The organism is Pseudomonas sp. GW821-FHT07G06, from assembly GCF_058986625.1.
Window position 1 is genome coordinate 166,642 of the sequence record NZ_JBYSVW010000004.1, and the last position, 23,205, is coordinate 189,846.

Sequence of the window (23,205 nt, forward strand, 5' to 3'; positions counted from 1 at the left end):
GCTGCGATCTTTTGATCTTGATTGTCGGTGCCTTTGATGGCGCTAAAGATCAAAAGATCGCAGCCTGCGGCAGCTCCTACAGGACACAAGATTCACCCGCGCATAAAAATAATCAGTGGGAGTACATCAACATGCAATCGACCAAGCCGACTCACGTCCGCTATTTGATCCTGCTCATGCTGTTTCTGGTGACCACGATCAACTACGCCGACCGCGCGACCATCGCCATCGCCGGCTCGAGCCTGCAAAAAGACCTGGGCATCGACGCCGTTACCCTCGGCTACATCTTCTCCGCATTCGGTTGGGCCTACGTGGCCGGGCAAATCCCCGGTGGCTGGTTGCTGGACCGTTTCGGTTCGAAAAAAATCTATGCACTGAGCATCTTCACCTGGTCGCTGTTCACTGTCTTGCAGGGTTATGTCGGCGAATTCGGCATGTCCACCGCGGTGGTTGCGCTGTTCATGCTGCGCTTTTTGGTCGGCCTGGCCGAAGCGCCATCTTTCCCCGGCAACGCGCGCATCGTGGCGGCCTGGTTTCCGACCGCTGAACGCGGCACCGCTTCGGCGATCTTCAACTCGGCGCAATACTTTGCCACTGTGTTGTTCGCACCGCTGATGGGCTGGATCGTCTACAGCTTCGGCTGGCAGCATGTGTTCATCGTCATGGGCGTGATCGGCATCATCTTCTCCGGGATCTGGCTGAAAGTGATCTACAGCCCGCGCCAGCATCCGATGATCAACGATGCCGAGTTCAAGCACATCGCCGACAACGGCGGCATGGTCGACATGGACCAGGACAAGGACAAAGGCAGGAAGGCCGACGGTCCGAAGTGGGACTACATCCGTCAGCTGCTGACCAACCGCATGATGCTCGGCGTGTACCTGGGCCAGTACTGCATCAACGGCATCACTTACTTCTTCCTGACCTGGTTCCCGGTGTACCTGGTGCAGGAGCGCGGCATGACCATCCTCAAGGCCGGTTTCATTGCTTCGTTGCCAGCGATCTGCGGGTTTATCGGTGGTGTGCTCGGCGGGGTGATTTCCGATTACCTGCTGCGCAAAGGCCATTCCCTGACCTTCGCCCGCAAGGCACCGATCATTGCCGGCCTGCTGGTTTCCAGTAGCATCGTGGCTTGCAACTATGTAGACGTGGAGTGGATGGTCGTCGGCTTCATGGCCCTGGCGTTCTTCGGCAAAGGCGTTGGCGCACTGGGCTGGGCCGTGGTGTCCGATACTTCGCCCAAGCAGATCGCCGGTCTGAGCGGTGGCCTGTTCAACACCTTCGGTAACCTGGCTTCGATCACCACCCCGATCGTCATCGGCTACATCATCAGCTCCACCGGTTCGTTCAAGTGGGCGCTGGTGTTCGTCGGTTGCAACGCGCTGGTCGCGGTGTTCAGCTACCTGGTGATCGTGGGTCCGATCAAGCGTGTGGTGCTCAAAGAGCCACCCGCGAATGGTACTGAAGCCCCTGGCAAATTGTCTCAAGCGCATTCCTGAGGAGCGGCGTCATGCAGTTGATTGAACATTCCGACTCGCCGCGCTACATCCGCCTGCACGAGCGGGATAACGTAGTGATCGTGGTCAACGATCAGGGCGTACCGGCCGGTACCGAATTTGCCGACGGCCTGGTCACCGTGGACTTCGTGCCACAGAGCCACAAGGTCACCCTGGAAGACATTCCCGAGGGCGGCCAGGTGATTCGTTACGGCCAGGTCATTGGCTACGCCTTGCAGCCGATTCCCCGCGGCAGTTGGGTCAAGGAAGATCAACTGCGCATGCCGACCGCGCCACCGCTGGACAGCCTGCCGTTGTCCACCGACGTGCCCGCGGCCCAAGCACCGCTGGAAGGCTTCACCTTCGAGGGTTATCGCAACGCCGACGGCACCGTCGGTACGCGCAATATTCTCGGCATCACCACCACCGTGCAATGTGTGACCGGCGTGCTCGATCATGCGGTCAAGCGCATCAAGGCCGAGTTGCTGCCCAAGTACCCGCACGTCGATGACGTGGTGGCGTTGACCCACAGTTACGGCTGTGGCGTGGCGATCACCGCGACCGATGCTTACATCCCGATTCGCACGGTGCGCAACCTGGCACGCAACCCGAACCTGGGCGGAGAAGCGCTGGTGATCAGCCTGGGCTGCGAGAAATTGCAGGCCGGGCAGGTGATGCACGAGAACGACAGTTCGGTGGATTTGAGCGAGCCATGGCTGTACCGCTTGCAGGACGCCAGCCACGGCTTCACCGAGATGATCGAGCAGATCATGGCGCTGGCCGAAACCCGATTGAAGAAGCTTGATCAACGTCGCCGGGAAACCGTGCCGGCGTCCGAGCTGATTCTCGGCATGCAGTGTGGCGGCAGTGATGCGTTCTCCGGCATCACCGCCAACCCGGCGCTGGGTTACGCCTCGGACCTGTTGTTGCGGGCCGGTGCGACGGTGATGTTTTCCGAAGTCACCGAAGTGCGCGATGCCATTTACCTGCTGACCTCCCGTGCGGAAAACCAGGACGTCGCCCAGGAACTGGTGCGGGAGATGGACTGGTACGACCGTTACCTGGCCAAGGGCGAAGCGGACCGCAGCGCCAATACCACGCCGGGCAACAAGAAGGGCGGGCTGTCGAACATCGTCGAGAAGTCCCTGGGCTCGATCGTCAAGTCCGGCAGCAGCGCGATCAACGGCGTGCTCGGCCCTGGCGAGCGTTTCAAGCGCAAAGGCCTGATCTTCTGCGCGACCCCGGCCAGCGACTTTGTCTGCGGGACGCTGCAACTGGCGGCGGGGATGAACCTGCATGTGTTCACCACCGGTCGCGGCACGCCTTATGGGCTGGCCATGGCACCGGTGGTGAAGGTGTCGACCCGGACTGAATTGGCGCAGCGTTGGCCGGACCTGATCGACATCGACGCCGGGCGCATTGCCACCGGCCGCGCTTCGATCGAGGAGCTGGGCTGGGAGTTGTTCCACTACTATCTGGACGTGGCGAGCGGCAAGAAGCAGACGTGGGCGGAGCAGCACAAGCTGCATAACGACATCACCCTGTTCAACCCGGCGCCGATTACCTGAGACTGTGTTGCCTGGAAAAGATCGCAGCCTGCGGCAGCTCCTACAGAACACGCGTTCCCCTGTAGGAGCTGCCGCAGGCTGCGATCTTTTGATCTTAATGTGCTCGGTGTGGCTTATCATTAGCCCCCTAACGACGCCCACCCCAAGGTCCTCTCCGGCATGCTGGCAATTTTCCTCGAAACCCTGAACATCACCGCGCCGGTATTCGCCATGCTGTTTCTGGGTGTGCTGCTCAAGCGCATCGACTGGATCAACGACAACTTCATCCACACGGCGTCGGCCCTGGTGTTCAATGTCACCATGCCGGCGCTGCTGTTTCTGGGTATCCTGCATGCCGACCTGCACGCGGCGTTGCAGCCGGCGCTGCTGATCTATTTCTCCCTCGCGACCCTTGTGGGCTTTGCCATCGCCTGGGGCTGGGCGATCTGGAAATGTCCGCGGGAAGATCGGGGGATCTACACCCAGGGCGCCTTTCGCGGCAACAACGGAGTGATCGGCCTGGCGCTGGCGGCCAGCATGTACGGCGACTACGGGATTTCCCTCGGGGCGATCCTCGCGGCGCTGGTGATCCTGTTTTACAACACGCTCTCGACCATCGTCCTGGCGGTGTACAGCCCGGTGATCAAATCCGATCCGTGGAGCATCTGCAAAAGCGTGTTCAGCAATCCGCTAATCATCAGCGTGATGGCGGCGGCGCCCTTCGCCTATTTCAAGATCGGCTTGCCAGGGTGGCTGGAGACCTCCGGCCAGTATCTGGCACAAACCACCTTGCCACTGGCACTGATCTGCATCGGCGGCACCTTGTCCATGGCGGCGCTGCGCAAAAGCGGCAACATGGCGCTGAGTTCAAGCCTGGTGAAGATGATCGGCTTGCCGGTGCTGGCGACGTTGGGTGCGTGGTTGTGGGGTTTTCGCGGCGCGGAATTGGGCATTCTGTTTCTGTACTTCGGCAGCCCGACCGCCGCTGCCAGTTTTGTGATGGCGCGGGCGGCCGAGGGCAATCATGAACTGGCGGCGGCGATTATCGTGATCACCACGCTGATGGCGGCGGTCACCACCAATGTGGGGATCTTCGTATTGCAATTGGGCGGATGGATGTAGGAGCTGCCGAAGGCTGCGATCTTTTGATCTTGGCTTTTTGGCGTATTCGAGGACGCTGTAGATCAAAAGATCGCAGCCTTCGGCAGCTCCTACAAATTATTCCGGCTTCTGATAGGTATCGATCACTTCCTGCGCCGCCCTGAACGCATCGATCGCCGCCGGCACGCCGGCATACACCGCGCAATGCAGCAACGCTTCGCGAATTTCCTCCACGGTGCAGCCGTTGTTCAAGGCGCCACGTACGTGACCTTTCAACTCCTGCGGGCACTTGAGTGCGGTCAGGGCGGCGAGGGTGATCAGGCTACGGGTTTTCAGCGGCAGGCCTTCGCGATTCCAGACGCCGCCCCAGGCATGTTCATTGACAAAGTCCTGCAGCGGCTGGGTGAACTCGGTTGCATTGCCCAGTGCGCGGTCGACGAAGGCGTCGCCCATTACTTGGCGACGAACTTCAACGCCGGTTTTTTTATTCTCGGTCATGGGACTTCCTTCTTATGGTGTTGGCGATGCCAGGCGCGTAGCGACGTGAACAGCAAAAACGCCACCAGCGCCGGCAGGACGAAAAACAGCATCAGGTGTTCCAGCTTGCCGGCCAGTGGCATGCCGGTGGTGAACGACACCACGTGCAGCCCATACGCCAGGTACAGACCCAGAAACAGCAGGCCTTCGGCGCGGGTCACCCGGTAGCCGGAGTAGAACACCGGCAGGCACAGCGCCGCGACGCCGAGCATCACCGGCAGGTCGAAATCCAGGGCGTTGGGTGACACCGACAGCGGCGATGGCGCCACCAGCGCGGTAAAGCCGAGCACACCCAGGAGGTTGAACAGGTTGCTGCCAATCACGTTGCCCACGGCGATATCGCGCTCGCCGCGCATTGCCGCGATCAACGAAGTGGCGAGCTCAGGCAGTGAGGTGCTGACGGCGACGATGGTCAGGCCGATGATTCGCTCCGACAACCCGAGATCGGTGGCGACCGCAACCGCAGCGCCCAGCAGCAAGTGCCCGGCGTACACCAGCATCGCCAGCCCGGCGACGATCATCAGCAGGCTGCTCAGCCATGGCGCTTGCGCATGATGGTCATGGCTCGATACCGGGCGCGTCGAGTGCCGCGACTGGCGTAGCAGCAACCCCAGGTAAATCGCCAGTGCCGTCAGCAGCATCACGCCGTCGACACGGGTCAGTTCTTCATTCCAGGCGAGTACGAACACCAGCAGGCTGGCACCGATCATCAGTGGAATATCCAGACGCACCAATTGCCGGGAAACCCGCAATGGAATGATCAGGGCGGACAGCCCAAGGGTGACGAGGATGTTGAAAATGCTGCTGCCGATCACGCTGCCGACGGCGATGTCGGCGTTGTGCGCCAGGGTCGCCTGCAGGCTGACCGCCATTTGCGGTGCGCTGCTGCCGAGGGCGACGATGGTCAGGCCGATGATCAGCGGACGTATGTGCAACCGCGCGGCGATGCGTACGGCGGCGCGCACCATCAATTCGGCGCCGACAATCAGCAGGAGCAATCCGCTGAGCAATTCGATCACGCTGATCAGGGGTAAATCGGCTAATCCGAAAATGGTCGGGGCTCCATCGGTCAGTCGTCGAGGGCTTGCACGCGAACCCGCGCGGTGCCGCTGCGCAGCATGCCCAGGCGCTCGGCGGCTTCCTGGGACAGGTCGATCAGGCGGCCACGGGTGTGCGGCCCGCGATCATTGATGCGTACCACGCAGGACTTGTCGTTATTCAGATTAGTGACCTTCACCCGTGTACCGAAGGGTAGCTGGCGATGGGCGGCGGTCATGGAATTCTTGTTGAAACGCTCGCCGCTAGCGGTGCGTTTGCCTTGGTGTTTGGAGCCGTAGTACGACGCCACGCCGGTTTTGTCGTAGCCGTGCGGGTCGACGGTGTCGGTGCTGGCGCAACCGGCCAGGAGCGAGAGGAGGGCGCAGGCGCCGAGCAGACGTTTCATTTGGGCGTTCCAAAAAACAAATGTGGGAGCGGGCTTGCTCGCGAATGCATTCTGACAGTCAACTTTGTGTTGAGTGCCGAACAGCATTCGCGAGCAAGCCCGCTCCCACAGGGGAATGGAGCCAGATTGCCGGGCTGGCTCCATTCTCATCAGCCTTCGAGCTTGCTTTTCAGCAGTTCGTTGACCTGTTGCGGGTTGGCCTTGCCTTTGGAGGCTTTCATGGCCTGGCCGACGAAGAAGCCGAACATCTTGCCGCGTTTGGCTTCGTCTGCCGCACGGTATTGTTCGACCTGCTCGGCGTTGGCCGCGAGCATTTCGTCCAGTACCGCCGAGATCGCGCCAGTGTCGGTCACTTGCTTGAGACCGCGCTTGTCGATGATCTCGTCCGCACTGCCTTCGCCGTTGGCCATCGCTTCGAACACGACCTTGGCGATTTTGCCGGAGATGGTGTTGTCCTTGATGCGCAGCAGCATGCCGCCCAGGAGCTCGGCGGAAACCGGCGACTGTTCGATGTCCAGGCCTTGCTTGTTGAGCAGGCTGCCCAACTCGACCATCACCCAGTTCGCCGCCAGCTTGGCGTCGCCGCCGATGCTTGCGACTTTCTCGAAGTAATCGGCTTGCTCGCGGCTGGTGGCCAGGACGCTGGCGTCGTAGACCGACAGACCGAACTGCTCCTGGAAACGCTCGCGCTTCTGCGGCGGCAATTCCGGCAGGGTGGCGCGCACGTCGTCGAGGAAGGTGTTTTCGATCACGACAGGCAGCAGGTCCGGATCAGGGAAGTAACGGTAGTCGTTGGCTTCCTCTTTGCTGCGCATCGGACGGGTTTCGTCCTTGTTCGGATCGTACAGACGGGTCTGCTGGATCACCTTGCCGCCGTCTTCGATCAACTCGATCTGACGCTGGATTTCGCTGTTGATCGCTTTTTCGATGAAGCGGAACGAGTTGACGTTCTTGATCTCGCAGCGAGTACCGAACTCGACCTGGCCTTTCGGACGGATCGATACGTTGCAGTCGCAACGCAGCGAGCCTTCGGCCATGTTGCCGTCGCAGATGCCCAGGTAGCGCACCAGCGCGTGGATCGCCTTGACGTAAGCCACGGCTTCCTTGGCGCTGCGCATGTCCGGTTCGGAAACGATTTCCAGCAACGGCGTGCCGGCACGGTTCAGGTCGATGCCGCTGGCGCCACTGAATTCTTCGTGCAGGCTTTTGCCAGCGTCTTCTTCAAGGTGCGCGCGGGTGATGCCGACACGTTTGACCGTGCCGTCTTCCAGGGCGATGTCCAGGTGGCCCTTGCCGACGATCGGCAATTCCATCTGGCTGATCTGGTAGCCCTTGGGCAGGTCCGGGTAGAAGTAGTTTTTACGGGCGAACACGTTGTGCTGGCCGATCTCGGCGTCAATCGCCAGACCGAACATCACCGCCATGCGCACCGCTTCCTGGTTCAGCACCGGCAGCACGCCGGGCATGCCCAGGTCTACCAGGCTGGCCTGGGTGTTCGGCTCGGAACCGAACGTGGTGGAACTACCGGAAAAGATTTTCGACCGGGTGGTGAGCTGGGTGTGAATCTCCAGCCCGATCACGACTTCCCATTGCATGTGTGTCTCCTCAGAAGCCGGTTGGGGTGCGGGTGTGCCAGTCAGTGTTCAACTGATACTGGTGGGCAACGTTCAACAGGCGACCTTCCTGGAAATACGGGGCGAGCAGTTGCACGCCAACCGGCAGACCGTCGACAAAACCCGCCGGCATCGACAGGCCCGGCAGGCCGGCGAGGTTGGCGGTAATGGTGTAGACGTCTTCCAGGTACGCAGCGACCGGGTCGCTGTTCTTGGCGCCGAGCTTCCAGGCCGGGTTCGGCGTGGTTGGGCCGAGGATGATGTCGACCTCATTAAAGGCCGCCATGAAGTCGTTCTTGATCAGGCGACGGATCTTCTGCGCCTTGAGGTAATAGGCATCGTAGTAACCGGCGGACAACGCGTAGGCACCGACCATGATCCGGCGCTGCACTTCCGCGCCGAAACCTTCGCCACGGGAGCGCTTGTACAGGTCTTCGAGGTTTTTCGGGTCTTCGCAGCGATAGCCGAAACGTACGCCGTCGAAACGCGACAGGTTGGAAGAGGCTTCCGCCGGGGCGATCACGTAGTACGCAGGAATCGCGTGCTGCATGTTCGGCAGGCTGATTTCCTTGATCACGGCACCGAGCTTTTCCAGCTCCTTGATGCTGTTGTGGATCAGTTCGGCGATGCGCGGGTCGAGACCGGCGCTGAAGTATTCCTTCGGCACACCGATGCGCAGGCCTTGCAGCGAGCCGTTGAGGCTGGCGCTGTAGTCTGGCACGGGTTCATCGATGCTGGTGGAGTCGTTCGGATCGAAGCCGGCCATACCTTGCAACAAAATCGCGCAGTCTTCGGCCGTGCGCGCCAACGGGCCGCCCTGATCGAGGCTGGAGGCGTAGGCGATCATGCCCCAACGCGAAACGCGACCGTACGTCGGTTTCAGGCCGGTGAGGTTGGTCAGGGCCGCCGGCTGACGGATCGAACCGCCGGTGTCGGTGCCGGTGGCTGCCGGCAACAGACGAGCGGCCACCGCCGCCGCCGAACCACCGGACGAGCCGCCCGGCACGTGTTCCAGGTTCCACGGGTTTTTCACCGCGCCGTAGTAGCTCGACTCGTTGGCCGAACCCATGGCGAATTCGTCCATGTTGGTCTTGCCCAGGGTCACGGCCCCGGCGGCAGCCAGCTTGGCGACGACAGTGGCGTCGTACGGTGCCTTGAAGTTGTCGAGCATCTTCGAGCCGCAACTGGTGCGAATGCCCTGGGTGCAGAACAGGTCTTTGTGGGCGATCGGCGCGCCGAGCAGGGCGCCGCTCTCACCATTGGCCCGACGGGCGTCAGCGGCTTTCGCCTGCGTCAGCGCCAGGTCTTCGGTGAGGCTGATGAAACTGTTGAGCTGTGGATCGAGCTGGGCGATGCGCGCCAGCAGGACTTTGGTCAGCTCTTCGGAGGAAAACTTTTTATCGGCGAGTCCGCGGGCGATCTCGGCCAGAGTCAATTGATGCATTGCAGGCTCTTTCCCTTTAGTCGATGACTTTCGGAACCAGGTACAGGCCGTTTTCGACCGCTGGTGCGATGGACTGGTAGGCCTCGCGGTTATTGGTCTCGGTCACGACGTCCGCGCGCAGGCGCTGGCTGGCTTCCAGTGGGTGGGCCAGCGGTTCGATACCGTCGGTATTGACCGCCTGCATTTCGTCGACCAGCCCGAGAATGCTGTTGAGGGCCGAAGTGATGTGTGGAAGATCGGCATCATTGAGGCCCAGACAGGCCAGATGAGCGATTTTTTCCACGTCGGAGCGTTCTAGCGCCATTGGGATTCTCCAGTGGAAAACAAAACGGACCGCGTCCGTGTGTTAGATTGTCGGAACACTACCGCACTTCTACGGTCATAAGGCCGCGATTGTGGGGCTTGGTGCACAGAAAAGCGTCCAATTTAACATATTGGCGCCTTGCCCAAAATCCCTGTCGTTGTTAGAGTTTGCCGCACTTTTTTACCCACGCGTTGCCTAGGGTCCCTTTCCCATGTTCAAGAAACTGCGTGGCATGTTTTCCAGCGATCTTTCCATTGACCTGGGCACTGCCAACACCCTTATTTACGTGCGCGAGCGCGGTATCGTCCTGAATGAGCCCTCCGTTGTGGCCATTCGGACACACGGTAACCAGAAAAGTGTCGTTGCTGTCGGCACCGAAGCCAAGCGCATGCTCGGCCGTACTCCGGGCAACATTGCTGCCATTCGTCCGATGAAGGACGGCGTGATCGCCGACTTCAGCGTGTGCGAAAAAATGCTGCAGTATTTTATCAACAAGGTTCACGAAAACAGCTTCCTGCAGCCTAGCCCGCGCGTGTTGATCTGCGTTCCATGCAAATCCACCCAGGTTGAGCGTCGCGCCATCCGTGAGTCGGCCCTCGGTGCCGGTGCCCGTGAAGTGTTCCTGATCGAAGAGCCAATGGCCGCTGCGATCGGTGCCGGCCTGCCGGTTGAAGAAGCTCGCGGTTCGATGGTCGTGGATATCGGTGGCGGTACCACCGAAATCGCGCTGATCTCCCTGAACGGTGTGGTTTACGCCGAATCCGTCCGCGTTGGCGGCGACCGCTTCGACGAAGCGATCATCACCTACGTGCGTCGCAACTACGGCAGCCTGATCGGTGAATCCACCGCCGAGCGCATCAAGCAGGAAATCGGCACGGCCTACCCGGGCGGCGAAGTTCGCGAAGTCGACGTTCGTGGCCGTAACCTGGCCGAAGGCGTTCCACGCGCATTCACCCTGAACTCCAACGAAGTGCTGGAAGCTCTGCAAGAGTCCCTGGCAACCATCGTTCAGGCCGTGAAAAGCGCCCTGGAGCAATCGCCTCCGGAACTGGCTTCCGACATCGCCGAGCGCGGCCTGGTACTGACCGGTGGTGGCGCCTTGCTGCGTGACCTGGACAAGTTGCTGGCCCAGGAAACCGGTCTGCCGGTGATCGTTGCCGAAGACCCGCTGACCTGCGTTGCTCGCGGCGGTGGCCGTGCATTGGAAATGATGGATAAACACACCATGGACCTGCTTTCCAGCGAATAAGTCGCCGGATCGCTTCTATGCTGTTGAGCGCGCAGGCGGCACTTTGCAGTGCTGCCTGTTCGCGTTTATCTTCTGTCAGTCTGCATCCAGGCCGGATTGCTGCCGTATGAATAAACAGAACATTTGCCTGGGAGGAGCGGCTTATTAAACCGCTTTTCACCAAGGGCCCTTCACTGGGCGTGCGCCTGTTGGTGCTGGTCGTGCTATCGGTCGCGCTGATGGTGGTCGATGCCCGTTTCAGTCTGCTCAAGCCTGCACGCAGCCAGATGTCGCTGGTGCTGATGGACGCCTACTGGATCACCGACCTGCCCGGACGACTGTGGGAAGGCGTTGCCAGTCAATTTGGCAGCCGGACCGAACTCGTCGCCGAAAACGAAAAACTCAAGACCGAGAACCTGCTGTTGCAGGGGCGCATGCAGAAGCTTGCCGCCCTGACCGAGCAGAACGTTCGGCTGCGCGAGTTGCTCAACTCTTCGGCACTGGTCAACGAGAAGGTCGAAGTGGCCGAGTTGATCGGCATGGACCCCAACCCCTTCACCCATCGCATCATCATCAACAAAGGTGAGCGCGACGGTGTGGTCCTCGGTCAGCCGGTACTCGACGCCCGCGGCCTGATGGGCCAGGTGGTCGAGTTGATGCCCTACACCTCCCGCGTCCTGTTGCTGACCGACACCACCCACAGCATCCCGGTGCAGGTGAACCGTAACGGTTTGCGGGCGATCGCCAGCGGCACCGGCAACCCGGAGCGCCTCGAGTTGCGGCATGTGGCCGATACCGCCGACATCAAGGAAGGCGACTTGCTGGTCAGCTCCGGCCTCGGCCAACGTTTTCCGGCCGGGTACCCGGTGGCGACGGTCAAGGAAGTGATTCACGACTCCGGCCAGCCGTTTGCCATTGTCCGCGCCGTTCCGACCGCCGCCTTGAACCGCAGCCGCTACCTGTTGCTGGTGTTCAGCGACAACCGGACCGCCGAAGAACGCGTCAACGCCGCTGCCCAGGCCCAGGAAAGCCTGGATGCACAGGGCGGTGGGCCGACCATTCCGGCGACGGTTCCGAAACTGGTCAGCCCCGCGGTCCCCGCTGCACCGGCTGCCGCACCGGCGATTCCTGCTACGGCGGCGCCTGCGGCCACCGCACCCGCCAAGCCAGCCACCACGCCAGCCAAACCTGCGGCCACGCATCCTGCGGCGGCTAAACCGCCGACGGCGCAACCCGCTGCCGCGAAGCCTGCCGCCAAACCGCCAGTCTCCGCGCCGGCCACTCCAGTGGGGAGAGAATAATGGGTGGTGTAAAAGCATCCCGAAACGGCTGGATAGTCTGGCTGACGTTCGCCGTCGGTCTGCTGCTGAGCGTTTCACCTCTGCCGCAATTCATGGAAATCCTGCGTCCGCTGTGGCTGGCCTTGTTGCTGGCATTCTGGGCGTTGAACCTGCCGCAGACCGTCGGAATGGTGACGGCGTTTTGCCTGGGGCTGGCTGAAGACGTGCTCTACGGTACCTTGCTGGGTCAGAATGCCTTGATCCTGACGCTCATCACCTATCTGGTGCTGGCGCTGCAACAACGCCTGCGGATGTTCCCGATGTGGCAGCAGAGCCTGGTGATCCTGGTGATCTTCGGCCTCGCCCAGCTTGTACAACTCTGGCTCAGTGCCTTGACCGGCAATCGTCAGCCGACGCTGGCGCTGGTGCTGCCGGCACTGGTCAGTGCATTGCTCTGGCCCTGGATCAGTTTCGGTTTGCGCGGATTGCGTCGACGCTACAAAATCAATTAATTCGCTCAGGCATTAGACAGGGAGAGGTCTTGATGAAACGGTTGTACCTCGCCTCTGGCTCGCCACGCCGGCGTGAATTGCTCACGCAGATCGGCGTTCCGTTCTCCGCCGTCAGTGCGGATATCGATGAAACTCCTATAGATCAAGAATCCCCGTCGGCCTATGTCGAGCGTCTGGCGCGCGGCAAGGCCGAGGCCGGGCGCGGCAGCGTCGTGTCTGACGAACCGTTCTGCGTGCTGGGCGCCGATACCGCCGTGGTGCTCGATGGAAAAATTCTCGGCAAACCGGTTGATCAAGCGGATGCCTGCGCCATGCTGATGATGTTGTCAGGGTGTGAGCATGAAGTCCTGACCGCGATTGCCGTGCTTGATGGCGAGCGTTGCGAATCCCGGGTTGTCACCAGTCGCGTGCGCTTTCGGGATATCAGTCGTGATGAAGCCGTGGCCTACTGGGCCAGCGGTGAACCACAGGACAAGGCGGGCGGTTATGGCATTCAAGGACTGGGTGCGGTGTTTGTCGCCGGGCTCAATGGAAGTTATTCAGCGGTGGTCGGACTGCCGCTTTGCGAAACCGCGGAACTGCTCGGCCATTTCGGCATACCCTGTTGGCAAACCCGGAACGCACACTAAGCAACGTTCTGAACAGATGCGGCCATTATCGTGAACATGCCTGAACGAGACCCTGCCATGAGTGAAGAGATCCTGATCAACATCACGCCGATGGAGTCGCGCGTGGCGGTGGTCGAAAACGGTGTCCTGCAAGAGGTCCACGTCGAGCGTACGCAAAAGCGCGGGATCGTCGGCAACATCTATAAAGGCAAAGTCGTGCGGGTATTGCCGGGGATGCAGGCGGCCTTCGTCGATATCGGCCTGGATCGTGCGGCGTTCATTCATGCGTCGGAAATTTCCCTGCGCGAAGGCCCGGCGGTCGAGAGCATCAGCGCACTGGTGCACGAAGGCCAGAGCCTGGTGGTGCAAGTGACCAAGGACCCGATCGGTTCCAAAGGCGCACGCCTGACCACCCAGCTGTCTATCCCTTCACGCTACCTGGTGTACATGCCGCGCACGGCCCATGTCGGGATTTCCCTGAAGATCGAAGACGAAGCCGAGCGCGAACGCCTCAAGCAAGTGGTCACCGATTGCGTGGCCAAGGAAGGTATCAAGGAGGCCGGCGGTTTCATCCTGCGTACGGCAGCCGAAGGTGCCGGCGCCGATGAAATCCTCATGGACATCCGCTACCTGCGAAGGCTCTGGGATCAGATCAGCGCCCAGATCAAAACCATCAGCGCGCCCAGCGTGATCTATGAAGACCTCGGTCTGGCGCTGCGCACCCTGCGTGACCTGGTCAGCCCGAAAATCGAGAAGATCCGCATCGACTCCCGGGAAACTTTCCAGAAGACCACGCAATTCGTCGCCGAGTTGATGCCGGAGATTGCCGACCGTCTGGAGCATTACCCGGGCGAACGGCCGATTTTCGACCTGTATGGCGTCGAAGACGAAATCCAGAAGGCCCTCGAACGCAAGGTCCCGCTCAAGTCCGGCGGATATCTGGTGGTCGACCCGGCGGAAGCCATGAGCACCATCGACGTCAATACCGGGGCGTTCGTCGGCCATCGCAACCTCGAAGAAACCATCTTCAAGACCAACCTCGAAGCCGCGACGGCCATCGCCCGTCAATTGCGCCTGCGCAACCTCGGCGGAATCATCATCATCGACTTCATCGACATGGAAGATGAAGAGCACCAGCGCCAGGTGCTGCGCACGCTCGAGAAGCAACTGGAACGCGATCACGCCAAGACCAACATCATCGGTATCACCGAGCTGGGCCTGGTGCAGATGACCCGCAAGCGCACCCGCGAAAGCCTTGAACAGGTCTTGTGCGAGCCGTGCAACGCCTGTCAGGGGCGTGGCAAGCTCAAGACGCCGGAAACCGTGTGTTACGAAATCTTTCGCGAAATCCTGCGTGAGGCTCGCGCCTATCAGGCAGAGGGCTATCGTGTATTGGCCAACCAGAAAGTTGTCGACCGCCTGCTCGACGAGGAGTCGGGCAACGTCGCCGAGCTGGAAGGGTTTATCGGGCGCACTATCCGTTTCCAGGTCGAAACCATGTATTCCCAGGAACAATACGACGTGGTGCTGCTCTGAAGCGTTTCGTTTTGATTATTCGAGAATGGCTGGCCTCAGCTTTTTGCAAAACTTTTGCCATGGGGGCCATCTGACATGGACCGTCTGACACGCATTTTGGCCGCACTGACCCGCTGGGGTCTGGGCCTGTGCGCGTTGGTTTTGGTGTTGATGGCGCTCTACGTCAGCCTTGGCCGGGAACTGACGCCGCTGGTCGCCGAGTACCGTGCCGATATCGAAACCAAAGCCAGCGATGCCTTGGGCATGCCGCTGCAAATCGGCGAACTGGAAGGCAACTGGAGTGGATTCGCCCCCATATTGATGGCCCACGACGTGACCGTCGGGGAGGGCGCCAATGCCCTGCACCTGGATCAGGTGCGCGCGGTGCCGGACCTTTGGGCCAGTCTGCTGGCACGTGAGGTACGCATCGCTCATCTGGAGCTCAGCGGCCTGAAGATCAGCGTCAAGGAGGGCGACGACGGTCACTGGGCGCTGGAAGGTTTGCCCGTGCAACAGGATCAACCGGTCGATCCGCAACAATTGCTCAATCGCATGCAGATGATCCAGCAACTGTCGGTACTCGACAGCCAGGTGACCTTGCAGCCCTTTGCACATTCGCCGCTGACCCTGACCTACGTCGGCCTGAATCTGAAAACCGGTGCGTCGCGGCAGCGTCTCGACGCCCGCCTTACCCTGCCCGACGGCCAGCCCGTGGCCATGAGCCTGCGTACCCGCATTCGAGCCAGTCAATGGCAGGACGGTGAGGCCGAGGTCTACCTGAGCCTGCCGCAAAGCGACTGGTCGAAGTGGCTGCCCGAGCGCATCAGCCAGCAATGGAATTTCTCCGAGATCAAGGCCGGGGGCGAGCTGTGGCTGACCTGGGGCAAAGGTCTCTTGCAAAGCGCTGCAGTGCGCTTGAACGCGCCACAACTCAAGGGTGCCTACGCCGAGCGCAAGCCGATCCAGATCAACAACCTGGCACTCAATGGTTACTTCGAGCGCAGTGCCGAAGGCGTGCAGGTTACCCTGGATTCCCTGGCAATGAACCTGGGCGACGTCCGCTGGGAAACGCATTTGCAGCTCAAGCAAAGCGCCGCCACCGACAAGACCGAAGAACTCTGGCATCTACAGGCCGACCGGGTCGACCTGACCCCGCTCACGCCGCTGCTCAATGCCCTGGCGCCGTTTCCGCAAGGCTTTGCCACCGTTGTCGAGCGGCTCAAGGTGAAGGGCGGACTGCGCAATGTATTGATCGATGTGCGACCCAATGCCACCGACGACAGCAAGTTCAGCTTTGCCGCCAACCTCGACCAGGTGGGCTTCGATGCCTATCACGGGGCGCCGGCGGCGCGAAATGTCAGCGGCAGCATCAGCGGTGACCTGGGGCACGGCGAACTGCGCATGGACAGCAAGGATTTCATGCTGCACCTGGACCCGATTTTCGCCAAGCCATGGCAGTACATCCAGGCCAACGCGCGGCTGACCTGGAAACTCGATAAAGAAGGCTTCACCCTGATTGCGCCGTATCTGAAGGTGCTGGGCGAGGAGGGCAAGATTGCCGGCGACTTCCTGATTCGCCTGCATTTCGATGACACGCAGGAAGACTACATGGACCTGCGGGTTGGCCTGGTGGACGGTGACGGTCGCTATACCGCCAAGTATCTGCCGACAGTCCTCAGTCCGGCGCTGGATGAATGGCTGCGCACGGCGATCCTCAAGGGCGCGGTGGACCAGGGCTTCTTCCAGTATCAAGGGTCGCTCAGCCACGGTGCCGCAGACGTCGATCGCAGCATCAGCCTGTACTTCAAGGTTCACGATGCCGAACTGGCCTTCCAGCCGGGCTGGCCCCATGTCAGCAAGGTCAGCGGCGATGTGTTTGTCGAAGACAGCGGCGTTCGGATCCTGGCCAGCAAAGGCCAGTTGCTCGACACCCAGGTCAGCGATGTTTACGTCAACATCCCCCATGTGCCTGCCGGGCAGAACGTTCATCTGTTCCTTGATGGCGGGTTTGCCGGTGGCTTGGGCGATGGCCTGAAAATCCTTCAGGAAGCGCCGATCGGCACCGGGGCGACCTTTGCCGGCTGGGAAGGCGAGGGTGAGCTGAGCGGCAAGTTGAAGCTGGATATTCCGCTGGCAAAAGGCGAGGAACCGAAGATCCTCGTCGATTTCAAGACCGCCAGGGCACGCTTGAAACTGGCCGAGCCGGTGCTGGAGCTGACCCAGCTCAAAGGTGACTTCCGTTTCGACAGCGCCAAAGGTCTGAGCGGGCAGAACATCAGCGCCCGGGCATTCGACAAGCCGGTCACCGCACAGATTTTTGCCGATGGCAGCCCGGGTAAGCTCAATACCCGGGTGCACGCGTCGGGCCAGGTCGAGGTCAAGAAACTGACCGACTGGCTGAAGGTGACCCAGCCTCTGCCGGTGAGTGGCGTGATCCCTTATCAACTGCAACTGACCCTCAATGGTGCCGACAGCCAATTGCGGGTCAACTCCAACCTCAAGGGCGTGGCGGTCGATTTGCCTGCGCCCTTCGGCATGGCCGCCGATGCCGGGCGGGACACGACGTTTCGCATGACGTTACAGGGCGACGAGCGGCGCTATTGGGTCAATTACGGGGATCTGGCGAATTTCACGTTTGCTGCCCCGGCCGGCAATTTCGCCGACGGTCGCGGGGACTTGTTCCTCGGTGGCGGCGAGGCGGTGTTGCCGGACACCAAAGGCCTGCGGGTACGGGGCGTGTTGTCCGAGCTGGACGTAGGCCCGTGGAAGGATCTGGTGGATAAATACGCCGGGCAGGACCCCGGCGGCAGCGCCAAGCAATTGCTCAGCGGTGCGGATTTCAAGGTGGGCAAGCTCAGCGGTATCGGCACCACGCTTGATCAGGCGTCGATCCAGCTGGCGCGCAAACCCTCCGCCTGGGCGCTGCAACTCGACAGCCAGCAGATCAAGGGCAGCGCCAACCTGCCCGATTCGAAGGCCACGCCAGTCGCGATCAATCTGCAAACCGTGCGCTTGCCGGCACCGGACCCGACCGTACTGGCCGATGAAAACTCGCCGGATCCGCTGGCGTCGGTGGACCCGACGAAAATCCCAGCGATGGACATCACGATCAATCAGTTATTCCAGGGCCAGGATCTGGTCGGTACCTGGTCGCTGAAGGTTCGCCCGACGGCCAGGGGCATTGTGTTCAACTCGCTGGATCTGGGACTCAAGGGCATGCTGCTGGTGGGCAGTGGTGGCTGGGAAGGCGTACCCGGCGCCAGCAACAGTTGGTACAAGGGCCGCATGAGCGGCAAGAACCTCGCCGATGTGCTCAAGGGCTGGGGGTTTGCGCCGAGTGTCACCAGCCGGGACTTTTATATGGATGTCGATGGCCGCTGGCCCGGCTCGCCGGCCTGGGTGGCGACCAAGCGTTTCTCCGGCTCGCTTGATGCGACACTCAATCAGGGCCAGTTCGTCGAAGTCGAAGGCAGTGCCCAGGCGCTTCGGGTATTTGGTTTGCTCAACTTCAACTCCATCGGCCGGCGCCTGCGCCTGGACTTCTCTGACCTGTTCGGCAAAGGCCTGAGTTATGACCGGGTCAAGGGGCTGCTGGTCGGGACGAATGGTGTGTATGTCACCCGTCAGCCGATCCAGCTGACGGGTCCATCGAGCACCATCGAACTCGACGGCACGCTGAACATGGTGGCCGATCAGATCGATGCGAAACTGATGGTGACCCTGCCGGTGACCAATAACCTGCCGATTGCCGCGCTGATCGTCGGCGCACCGGCGGTCGGTGGGGCGCTGTTCCTGATCGACAAGCTGATCGGTGACCGGGTCTCCCGTTTCGCCAGTGTGAAGTACACCGTCAAAGGGCCGTGGAAAGAACCGAAAATCACCTTCGACAAGGCTTTTTGAAAAACCATTTTCCAGACCTATGGAGTAGCATGGCTGTAGGAGCTGCCGCAGGCTGCGATCTTTTGATCTTGAAAAATAAAGGTAAAAAGATCGCAGCCTGCGGCAGCTCCTACAGGAACGTATTGTTTCAATAGGGAAAAGGCCATGTCTGTAGCGGTGATTCAAATGGTCAGCCAGAGCGATGTGCTGGCCAATCTGGCCCAGGCCCGTCGACTGCTCGAACAAGCGGCTGCCGGCGGCGCGAAACTCGTGGTATTGCCGGAAAATTTCGCCGCCATGGGCCGGCGCGACGTTTCCGACATCGGGCGCGCCGAAGCCTTGGGCGAAGGCCCGATCCTGCCCTGGTTGAAACAGACCGCACGCGACCTCAGGTTATGGATAGTGGCCGGCACGTTGCCGTTGCCGCCGGTGGATCAGCCGACGGCGAAGGCGCATGCCTGTTCGTTGCTGGTCGATGACCAGGGCGAAACGGTGGCGCGCTACGACAAGCTGCACCTGTTCGATGTGGATGTGGCGGACAATCGTGGCCGTTACCGTGAATCCGATGACTATGCTTATGGCAGCGCAGTCGTCGTGGCGGACACACCGGTCGGTCGGGTCGGCCTGACGGTTTGTTATGACCTGCGCTTTCCCGAGCTGTACAGCGAACTGCGTGCTGCCGGCGCGGAACTGATTACCGCCCCCTCGGCCTTCACGGCGGTGACCGGCGCGGCGCATTGGGATGTGCTGATCCGTGCGCGGGCCATCGAGACCCAATGTTATGTACTCGCGGCTGCCCAGGGCGGCACGCATCCGGGACCGCGGGAAACCTTCGGGCATGCCGCCATCGTCGACCCGTGGGGGCGTGTGCTGGCACAACAGGATCAAGGCGAGGCCGTGCTGCTGGCCGAACGCGACAGCAGCGAACAGGCGTCCATCCGGGCGCGGATGCCGGTGTCCAGTCACCGGCGCTTTTTCTCGCAGGGCGCCCAGCGACCTGCATCAGAAACACGAATTTAAGGCGTAAAGCATATGAGCGAGTTGTTGTCCTCAGTCAGTGAACACCTGCTGGCGCCCGGTGGCGTCACGATCGAGAGCCTGCAAGGCGTGCTCGGCGATCTGGCCGGGCCGGGCATCGATGCCGCCGACCTGTATTTCCAGGGGCAGATCTCCGAGTCCTGGGCGCTGGAAGACGGCATCGTCAAGGAAGGCAGCTTCAACCTTGACCAGGGTGTCGGCGTGCGTGCGCAATCGGGTGAGAAAACCGGTTTTGCCTACAGCAATGCCATCACCCTTGAAGCCCTGGGCGCGGCGGCGCGTGCCGCCCGTTCGATTTCCCGGGCCGGGCAGCACGGTACGGTGCAGGCATTCACCAGCCAGGATGTTGCGCAGTTGTATGCGCCGGACAACCCCCTGGAAGTGCTGAGCCGTGCCGAAAAGGTCGATTTGCTCAAGCGCGTCGACGCCGCGACCCGCGCCCTCGACCCACGCATCCAGCAGGTCACCGTGAGCATGGCCGGTGTCTGGGAGCGGATTCTGGTGGCGTCCACCGACGGCGGCCTCGCGGCGGATGTACGCCCGCTGGTGCGATTCAATGTCAGCGTAATCGTCGAGCAGAACGGTCGCCGCGAGCGTGGTGGTCATGGCGGTGGCGGCCGCACCGATTACCGCTATTTCCTTGGTGAAGACCGCGCCATGGGCTATGCCCGTGAAGCGTTGCGCCAGGCGCTGGTCAACCTTGAAGCCATTCCGGCTCCGGCCGGCACCTTGCCGGTGGTACTCGGCTCCGGCTGGTCGGGCGTGCTGCTGCACGAAGCCGTCGGTCATGGTCTGGAAGGCGACTTCAACCGCAAGGGCAGCTCGGCTTATAGCGGGCGCATGGGCGAGATGGTTGCCTCCAAGCTATGCACCATCGTCGATGACGGCACCCTGGCCGGTCGTCGCGGTTCGTTGAGCGTCGATGACGAGGGCACGCCGACCGAGTGCACCACGCTGATCGAAAATGGCGTACTCAAGGGCTACATGCAGGACAAGCTCAACGCCCGTCTGATGGGTGTGGCGCGCACCGGCAACGGTCGTCGCGAGTCTTACGCGCACCTGCCGATGCCGCGCATGACCAACACCTACATGCTCGCCGGTGAAAGCGACCCGGCGGAAATCATCGCTTCGGTGAAACGCGGCATCTACTGCGCCAACCTCGGTGGCGGTCAGGTGGACATCACCAGCGGCAAGTTCGTGTTCTCCACCAGCGAGGCGTACCTGATCGAGGACGGCAAGATCACTGCTCCGGTCAAAGGCGCGACCCTGATCGGCAACGGACCGGAAGCCATGAGCAAGGTGTCGATGGTCGGGAATGATCTGTCGCTGGACAGCGGCGTGGGCACGTGTGGCAAGGATGGGCAGTCGGTGCCGGTGGGTGTCGGCCAGCCAACGCTGAAGATTGATGCGATCACCGTGGGTGGCACGGGCTCGTAAGGAGATACACCGCCTTTGCAGGAGCTGCCGAAGGCTGCGATCTTTGCTTTTTTAAAGATCAAAAGATCGCAGCCTTCGGCAGCTCCTACAGGGGCTCGATGACTTAACGCAGTCCGCGTTGAGTCTCGTCCAGCTCACGGATGTACTTGAAGATTTTACGGCTGGAAGCAGGAGGCTTGTTTTGCGCAACCTCATGCTGGGCCTGACGGATCAGGGAGCGCAGTTGCTGGCGATCCGCGTCGGGGTATTCGACGACGAATTTTTCCAGTACGGCGTCGTCACCGGCAATCAGACGATCGCGCCAGCGTTCCAGGTTATGGAAGCGTTCGTTGTATTGACGGGTGGAGGCATCGAGTTGATCGAGCAGAACCAGAATCGCGTCAGTGTCCTGATCGCGCATCAGTTTGCCGATGAACTGAAGGTGCCGTTTACGCGCGATGTTCGCGGTGTGCTTGGGCGCATCGGCCAGGGCCCGGCGCAATCCGTCGGTCAATGGCAGTTTGTTGAGCAAGTCAGGCTTGAGCGTTGTAAGGCGCTCGCCGAGGTCAACCAGAGCATGCAGCTCGCGTTTGACCTGGGATTTGCTTTTTTCTCCCGTATCGAGGGAGTCGTCGTAAGAATCAACCATGGTGGCAGTCCGCAAAGAAACGCCGCCATGATAACCAGTCGGGGGCCGCTTGTCCGGCCCGGTCGCTCGATGACCGTTACCGAAAGCAGAATTTGAGTGGAGAACAGCATGAGTGCAGTTGAAAGCGTCGGCCCACAAGCATTGCCGGCACTGCAGGAACAGGTCGAGCAGATCATCGCTGAAGCCAGGCGCCAGGGGGCCAGCGCCTGTGAAGTGGCCGTCTCCCTGGAGCAGGGCCTTTCGACGTCGGTGCGCCAGCGTGAAGTCGAAACGGTCGAATTCAACCGCGATCAGGGTTTTGGCATCACCCTGTACGTAGGCCAGCGCAAGGGCTCGGCCAGCACGTCGGCCAGCGGTCCGGAAGCGATTCGCGAAACGGTGGCCGCTGCTCTGGCTATCGCCAAACACACCTCGGAAGACGAAGCCTCGGGCCTGGCGGATGCCGCGTTGATGGCGCGGGATCTTCAGGATTTCGACCTGTTTCACCAGTGGGACATCACGCCGGAGCAAGCCATCGAGCAGGCCCTGGCCTGTGAAGCCGCGGCGTTTGCCGCCGACAGCCGGATCAAGAACGCCGACGGTACCACCCTCAGCACCCATCAGGGCTGCCGCGTTTATGGCAACAGTCACGGGTTTATCGGTGGTTATGCGTCGACTCGCCACAGCCTCAGCTGCGTGATGATTGCCGAAGCGGATGGCCAGATGCAGCGTGATTACTGGTACGACGTGAACCGTCAGGGCAACTTGCTGGCCGATCCGGTAAGCATCGGCCAGCGTGCCGCGCAACGGGCGGCGAGCCGTCTGGGCGCGCGTCCGGTGCCGACCTGTGAGGTGCCGGTGCTGTTTTCCGCAGAGTTGGCGGGGGGCCTGTTCGGCAGTTTCCTGTCGGCGATTTCCGGCGGCAGCCTGTATCGCAAGTCGTCGTTCCTTGAAGGCACGCTGGGGCAGAAGCTGTTTCCAGAGTGGCTGACCATCGACGAGCGCCCACACTTGATGCGTGCCATGGGCAGCGCGGCGTTCGATGGAGATGGTCTGGCAACCTACGCCAAACCGTTCGTCGAAAAAGGTGAGCTGGTGTCGTACATCCTCGGCACCTACTCCGGCCGCAAGCTCGGCATGCCGAGCACCGCCAATGCCGGCGGCGTGCACAACCTGTTCGTCACCCATGGCGAAGAAGACCAGGCGGCCTTGCTGCGGCGCATGGGGCGCGGGCTGTTGGTGACTGAACTGATGGGGCAGGGCCTGAACATGGTGACCGGTGACTACTCCCGCGGCGCGGCGGGTTTCTGGGTCGAGAACGGCGAAATCCAGTTCGCGGTCCAGGAAGTGACCATCGCCGGCAACATGCGCGACATGTTCAAGCAGATCGTGGCCGTGGGTAATGATCTTGAGTTGCGTAGCAACATTCGTACAGGCTCGGTGCTGATCGAGCGGATGACGGTGGCGGGCAGCTGAGCCTTCCTGTTACACAAAAGGCGCGCCACCTATCGGGTGGCGCGTTTTTTTTTGACCACAACACAGATCCCCTGTGGGAGCGGGCTTGCTCGCGAAGGCGGTGTGTCAGTTGAAGTGATGTTGACTGACACTCCCTCTT

Annotated in this window: 19 protein-coding genes; 12 read left to right on the top strand and 7 right to left on the bottom strand. The window is 61.3% G+C overall.

Translation table 11 applies throughout. From position 1 onward, the window contains the following. Positions 1–17: 17 nt before the first annotated feature. The 3 genes from AC3WJW_RS09785 to AC3WJW_RS09795 all read left to right on the top strand — a co-directional run bounded on the left by AC3WJW_RS09785 (position 18) and on the right by AC3WJW_RS09795 (position 4,165). Positions 18–1,499, top strand: a complete 1,482-nt coding sequence (locus AC3WJW_RS09785; RefSeq protein WP_493726020.1) for an MFS transporter — start codon at positions 18–20, stop codon at positions 1,497–1,499. Between the two features lie 11 nt (positions 1,500–1,510). Next, on the top strand, positions 1,511–3,064 hold the full coding sequence (garD, locus tag AC3WJW_RS09790; protein ID WP_116580955.1) for a galactarate dehydratase: 1,554 nt from the start codon (positions 1,511–1,513) through the stop codon (positions 3,062–3,064). Positions 3,065–3,223: 159 nt separating this feature from the next. Further along, a complete protein-coding gene (locus AC3WJW_RS09795) occupies positions 3,224–4,165 on the top strand; it encodes an AEC family transporter (RefSeq protein WP_493725868.1) in 942 nt (313 codons plus the stop codon). Between the two features lie 96 nt (positions 4,166–4,261). Here the strand turns inward: AC3WJW_RS09795 and AC3WJW_RS09800 are convergent, their stop codons facing one another. From AC3WJW_RS09800 to gatC, 6 genes are all read right to left on the bottom strand, one after another. Further along, a complete protein-coding gene (locus tag AC3WJW_RS09800) occupies positions 4,262–4,642 on the bottom strand; it encodes a carboxymuconolactone decarboxylase family protein (RefSeq protein ID WP_427579382.1) in 381 nt (126 codons plus the stop codon). After that, positions 4,639–5,700, bottom strand: a complete 1,062-nt coding sequence (locus AC3WJW_RS09805) for a calcium/sodium antiporter (RefSeq protein ID WP_493725869.1) — start codon at positions 5,698–5,700, stop codon at positions 4,639–4,641. The genes AC3WJW_RS09800 and AC3WJW_RS09805 overlap by 4 nt, the downstream gene beginning before the upstream one ends. A gap of 50 nt (positions 5,701–5,750) precedes the next feature. Next, entirely contained in the window at positions 5,751–6,125 is a 375-nt protein-coding gene (locus tag AC3WJW_RS09810) for a septal ring lytic transglycosylase RlpA family protein (protein WP_493725870.1), read from the bottom strand. 149 nt (positions 6,126–6,274) lie between these two features. Then, positions 6,275–7,720, bottom strand: coding sequence for an Asp-tRNA(Asn)/Glu-tRNA(Gln) amidotransferase subunit GatB (gene gatB / locus AC3WJW_RS09815; RefSeq protein WP_493725871.1), 1,446 nt, complete (start codon positions 7,718–7,720; stop codon positions 6,275–6,277). 10 nt (positions 7,721–7,730) lie between these two features. After that, complete coding sequence (gatA, locus tag AC3WJW_RS09820; RefSeq protein WP_007976467.1) at positions 7,731–9,182, bottom strand: Asp-tRNA(Asn)/Glu-tRNA(Gln) amidotransferase subunit GatA; 1,452 nt, start codon at positions 9,180–9,182, stop codon at positions 7,731–7,733. A 16-nt stretch (positions 9,183–9,198) separates the two neighbouring features. After that, positions 9,199–9,486 (bottom strand): Asp-tRNA(Asn)/Glu-tRNA(Gln) amidotransferase subunit GatC, encoded by a 288-nt coding sequence (gene gatC, locus AC3WJW_RS09825; RefSeq protein WP_007976465.1) that lies wholly within the window; start codon positions 9,484–9,486, stop codon positions 9,199–9,201. Positions 9,487–9,697: 211 nt separating this feature from the next. Between gatC and mreB the strand changes: the two genes are divergently transcribed. The 8 genes from mreB to tldD all read left to right on the top strand — a co-directional run bounded on the left by mreB (position 9,698) and on the right by tldD (position 20,983). Beyond that, complete coding sequence (mreB, locus tag AC3WJW_RS09830) at positions 9,698–10,735, top strand: rod shape-determining protein MreB (RefSeq protein ID WP_002555108.1); 1,038 nt, start codon at positions 9,698–9,700, stop codon at positions 10,733–10,735. A gap of 143 nt (positions 10,736–10,878) precedes the next feature. Further along, the gene (gene mreC / locus AC3WJW_RS09835) at positions 10,879–12,015 is read left to right on the top strand and encodes a rod shape-determining protein MreC (RefSeq protein WP_493726021.1); all 1,137 of its coding nucleotides are present in this window, start codon (positions 10,879–10,881) and stop codon (positions 12,013–12,015) included. Next, a complete protein-coding gene (gene mreD / locus AC3WJW_RS09840) occupies positions 12,015–12,506 on the top strand; it encodes a rod shape-determining protein MreD (protein WP_007970244.1) in 492 nt (163 codons plus the stop codon). Before mreC ends, mreD begins: the two co-directional genes overlap by 1 nt. 32 nt (positions 12,507–12,538) lie before the next feature. Next, positions 12,539–13,135, top strand: coding sequence for a Maf family protein (locus AC3WJW_RS09845; RefSeq protein ID WP_126049268.1), 597 nt, complete (start codon positions 12,539–12,541; stop codon positions 13,133–13,135). 57 nt (positions 13,136–13,192) lie between these two features. Further along, the gene (gene rng / locus AC3WJW_RS09850) at positions 13,193–14,650 is read left to right on the top strand and encodes a ribonuclease G (RefSeq protein ID WP_007970246.1); all 1,458 of its coding nucleotides are present in this window, start codon (positions 13,193–13,195) and stop codon (positions 14,648–14,650) included. A gap of 75 nt (positions 14,651–14,725) precedes the next feature. Next, a complete protein-coding gene (locus AC3WJW_RS09855; RefSeq protein WP_493725872.1) occupies positions 14,726–18,529 on the top strand; it encodes a YhdP family protein in 3,804 nt (1,267 codons plus the stop codon). A gap of 144 nt (positions 18,530–18,673) precedes the next feature. Next, a complete protein-coding gene (locus AC3WJW_RS09860; RefSeq protein ID WP_493725873.1) occupies positions 18,674–19,528 on the top strand; it encodes a carbon-nitrogen hydrolase family protein in 855 nt (284 codons plus the stop codon). A 12-nt stretch (positions 19,529–19,540) separates the two neighbouring features. Further along, on the top strand, positions 19,541–20,983 hold the full coding sequence (gene tldD, locus AC3WJW_RS09865) for a metalloprotease TldD (protein ID WP_493725874.1): 1,443 nt from the start codon (positions 19,541–19,543) through the stop codon (positions 20,981–20,983). A gap of 103 nt (positions 20,984–21,086) precedes the next feature. Here the strand turns inward: tldD and yjgA are convergent, their stop codons facing one another. After that, positions 21,087–21,611 (bottom strand): ribosome biogenesis factor YjgA, encoded by a 525-nt coding sequence (gene yjgA / locus AC3WJW_RS09870; RefSeq protein WP_007970253.1) that lies wholly within the window; start codon positions 21,609–21,611, stop codon positions 21,087–21,089. A 108-nt stretch (positions 21,612–21,719) separates the two neighbouring features. Here yjgA and pmbA point away from each other — a divergent pair, with 108 nt between their 5' ends. Beyond that, positions 21,720–23,066: a metalloprotease PmbA gene (gene pmbA / locus AC3WJW_RS09875; protein ID WP_095965900.1), complete on the top strand. Its 1,347-nt coding sequence runs from the start codon at positions 21,720–21,722 to the stop codon at positions 23,064–23,066. The last annotated feature ends 139 nt before the right edge of the window (positions 23,067–23,205 follow it).